Origin of the sequence: Desulfamplus magnetovallimortis, assembly GCF_900170035.1 — a bacterium.
Taxonomy (GTDB): domain Bacteria; phylum Desulfobacterota; class Desulfobacteria; order Desulfobacterales; family Desulfobacteraceae; genus Desulfamplus; species Desulfamplus magnetovallimortis.
Genome location: NZ_LT828556.1, coordinates 14,664 through 18,155, shown reverse-complemented (window position 1 = coordinate 18,155; position 3,492 = coordinate 14,664). Strand labels below are relative to the sequence as shown.

Sequence of the window (3,492 nt, the reverse complement as noted above, 5' to 3'; positions counted from 1 at the left end):
TACCTCCACTGTCAATCCTTTAAAAAAAAATAAAAAAAGGGGATGATTATACATCAATCATCCCCAAATACAAAAATAAGCCCCATATGCACGGTAAAAACAATGAGTACTGAAATCAACAACTCAAAAACTATTTTTGAAGATTCTTCTCCATCTTGCCATACCATTTTATGAAAGTTTCATTATCAGGTTTCAACTCCAGTGCTTTGCACCATCCGTGTCACCGGCACTCCATCGAATCCATTTACGCTGATCAAGTATGCCTGCCGTCAGGTTAGCCTTAAACAGCCATAAGATATTTTTCAATATTTTCAATTTTTTTTATTAGTTCATCTACAGGCTTGACTGCTTGAATATCTCTCTTTAATTCTTCCAATTGATATTCAATATCCAGTTTAGTTTTCTCTTCAAGGTATGAGTGTTTAAACTCACTGTTATTTAATTGTTGCTGGAAGTATTTTTGTGCTGTATTCATTTGCTACCTCTAAAGACTTTACGAATTGATATAGCTTTTTGTATTTCCTTGTCAGGCGTTTTCTGTTCTTTTTTAATAAAACCATGTGTGAAGATTATCTGTCCATTGGACTCATAGAAATAAAAGTTTCTCGCAATGCGATTGCCAAAACTCACCCTGAGTTCAAAGATACCGTCTCCTATATGTTTGGACAAATTCTCTTTCGGCTGCAAGCCATTATTTTTTAACTCAATGAATTTATCAATATATACAAATACTTTAGCACGTTCCTTTAGAGTGAGGCTCTCTAAAAATTCTATCATAGGAACTTTATCATTGATTATGGCAAAGTCATAAGTGAAAAGCATTTATTATCTATTTCCAGGTTCAGATTTGGGCATCTTTCATTTATCGGTTTACACTTTTCTGAACCATGATTTTCATGATTAAGGGATTTTCTTGATTATTCATCATGTTAATCCTTAAATCCTTTAATCATGGTTCAAAATTTTCCGAAAAGTGTAAACTACTTTTGAGCTGATATGAAGGATGCCCAGATTTGGATAGTTTTTATTTAGTTGCCTTAAGGGTTTTACGGCAGAAGAGATGCTTAAATCAACAACTCAAAAACTATTTTTGAAGATTCTTCTCCATCTTGCCATACCATTTTATGAAAGTTTCATTATCAGGTTTCAACTCCAGTGCTTTACGTGCATTATCTTCGGCATCAGCATCTTTTCCAAGTCTGTTGCATGCCATTGATATCCTGTAATAAAACCATGGGTTTTCAGGGTTAATTGCAGAAACAGCCTGCCAGTCCTTTAGTGCACCATCCAGGTCACCGGCACTCCATCGAATCCATGCACGCTGATCAAGTATGCCTGCCCTTTCCTTCTGACTTTTTGCTGCATCAAGTGCCCTGTCCGCAGCATCTTCAGCACTGTCAAATTTCCTCTGATTCTGCAATGCCCTTGCAAAGAGCTTCCAATACACGGAATTTTCCGGCTCAAAAACAGTGGCACGCTGGGCAGCAAGCTCCATTTTGTCCCAATCCTTCTCTTTCAGGGCAATTTCAGCAAGCATGCCATAAACCACGGCTGAAGGTTTTTCCACACTTCTTCTGATAAGTATTGCCCTTGCAAGTCCGTACAATTCCATATCCATGCGGCATTTTGCCATTGCAAGATCAAGCTCCTCCGAAGAGTGACACTCATCTTCAATAACCACAGTAAGCTGCATGAACCCCTCAAGATCATCCTCATTTTTATAATAACTGTAAATCCTGTTCAGGGCAGCTCCGACATCTCCACTCTCTTTAAGTGCCTTGATATACATGGCATGTGCATCTGCCATATCACCCTTTTTCATGAAAAGCCAACCAAGATGCAGAAAATGGCTGTAGTTATTACTGGATGGAGAAAATCTTAAACTTTCACCATAATAAAAGGCAGCCCTGTCAAAATCCCCCTCATCCCTGTAAATTGAAGAGAGCACCCCATAGGTGGTTCTGGGTGTTATTTCAAGTTCCGCAGCTTTTAACACCCCTTCCTTAATCTTCTCCCCAAGGGCAGGTGTATAAAAAGACTCCTTTTTCAGATAAGCGTATGCCCCAGGAAATATCTGAACCGTTTTCACGGCCAGCTCATCAAATCCGCTGGTAATTCCCCTGACAGACATATATTTGAGAAGTTCATAGTGAACAGTGATACCAGAAGGCCGCAACTGCGCTGCTGTCTTATAAAGCTCAAGGGCACTGTAAGGATTCTCCTGATCCCTGTGAACATGGGGAAAGATGAGTTCAAGCCTTGCTGTAACCTTTGCCAGCCAAATGGCTACACGGTAGCTTGACGGTGCTAAGGCTGCTGCCTCTTTTAGATCAGCGCAGGATTTTTCCAGAAGTTCAAATTCAGCCAGCCTATCTCCGGCTGCGGTTGCCTTATGATACATGGCCTGCCCCCGGGCAAAATAGATACGAAAAAAATCCCGTGAAACAGGAAGATCAACAAAAAGATCAGGTAAAAAAGATTCAGCATTGGCAAGGCAGATCAAAGCATGATCATACCTTTCTGTGTCAAGGGCATTAACTCCTTTCTGATAGTTGTAACGGGACAGGGTCAACAGCATATTCCACCCCATGGCTACGAGAATGAGTCCCGCTATAATGGCAATAGCAGAGGCTTTATAAAATGGGATTTTCATTATTTGATGGTTCATCCTGATTCATCAATCCTCAAAAAGATGCATATCAACATAACGGGCAAGAATCTCTGCTGTGGCAGCCGGAGGACGAACATCAAGGTAGTTGTCAATAACAGCATGTGCTATCTCATGGGCAAGAATTCCCTCATTGAGGTCTTCCCTGTTCACATATACGGTATGGTATTCAAAAATATACCATGCCCGCAGTTGTTTTCTCTTTTGATATATAGCCTCATAAGCGTCCCAGAGGGCATTTTCATCGGTGTATATCTTTACACTCACCTTTTTCATGGCTTTTCGCATATCCAGAATGGCCTGTACCCGTTCATAAAGGGAGTCAATCTTTTTTTTAAGCTCATCTTCAAAATCAGCCCCGCTCCTTTTATTGCCAAAAAAACCAAACCCCTGGGAATCCATGTCATAATCAATCTTTTTATCAAACATCTCAATATCTTCCTGATTCTGATAATAGATCTTGACATACTTGGTTTCCAGAAGATTCCATTTTCCTGATGCTGCCCTGAGAGGGGGCAAAGAAAAGGTACCGGAAATTACAAGGGCAGCAGTTACATATGCGAATAAAACTTTTATTCTCATCCTAAAGCTCAAACATCTCGTCAAGGTTTTCTTCAATGGAGCGTATATCCTTCAAAATATCCACAGAAATGCCCTCAGCTTCAGCTTTTCGGGAGAGTTCTGTAATCCCTCCCCGAAGTGAGGATACCTTGCGGTTAAGACTCTGGATCATAAGATTCAGTGTTTTGGCCATCTCCTCAAGCTGATCCCCGTTGCGGATATATATACGACTTTTAAGATCTCCTCCGGCAATACGCTGTATA

5 protein-coding genes are annotated in these 3,492 nt (G+C 40.4%); all 5 read right to left on the bottom strand.

Annotated elements, in window-relative coordinates; all coding sequences use genetic code 11:
* Positions 1-280: 280 nt before the first annotated feature.
* A complete protein-coding gene (locus MTBBW1_RS21585) occupies positions 281-475 on the bottom strand; it encodes a hypothetical protein (RefSeq protein WP_080807054.1) in 195 nt (64 codons plus the stop codon).
* Positions 472-822, bottom strand: a complete 351-nt coding sequence (locus tag MTBBW1_RS21580) for a type II toxin-antitoxin system RelE/ParE family toxin (protein WP_080807052.1) — start codon at positions 820-822, stop codon at positions 472-474. The genes MTBBW1_RS21585 and MTBBW1_RS21580 overlap by 4 nt, the downstream gene beginning before the upstream one ends.
* Before the next feature lie 262 nt (positions 823-1,084).
* Positions 1,085-2,653, bottom strand: coding sequence for a tetratricopeptide repeat protein (locus MTBBW1_RS21575; protein WP_186441625.1), 1,569 nt, complete (start codon positions 2,651-2,653; stop codon positions 1,085-1,087).
* Positions 2,654-2,677: 24 nt separating this feature from the next.
* Complete coding sequence (locus tag MTBBW1_RS21570) at positions 2,678-3,250, bottom strand: hypothetical protein (protein ID WP_080807048.1); 573 nt, start codon at positions 3,248-3,250, stop codon at positions 2,678-2,680.
* Position 3,251: 1 nt separating this feature from the next.
* Positions 3,252-3,492, bottom strand: a 241-nt coding sequence (locus tag MTBBW1_RS28650; RefSeq protein WP_186441623.1) for a HAMP domain-containing protein, incomplete at its 5' end; no start/stop codon positions are given.

Coding starts and splice junctions, on each gene's coding strand:
- MTBBW1_RS21585 (WP_080807054.1), bottom strand. CDS start 475: ATGAATACAGCACAAAAATACTTCCAGCAACAATTAAATAACAGTGAG.
- MTBBW1_RS21580 (WP_080807052.1), bottom strand. CDS start 822: ATGCTTTTCACTTATGACTTTGCCATAATCAATGATAAAGTTCCTATG.
- MTBBW1_RS21575 (WP_186441625.1), bottom strand. CDS start 2,653: ATGAAAATCCCATTTTATAAAGCCTCTGCTATTGCCATTATAGCGGGA.
- MTBBW1_RS21570 (WP_080807048.1), bottom strand. CDS start 3,250: ATGAGAATAAAAGTTTTATTCGCATATGTAACTGCTGCCCTTGTAATT.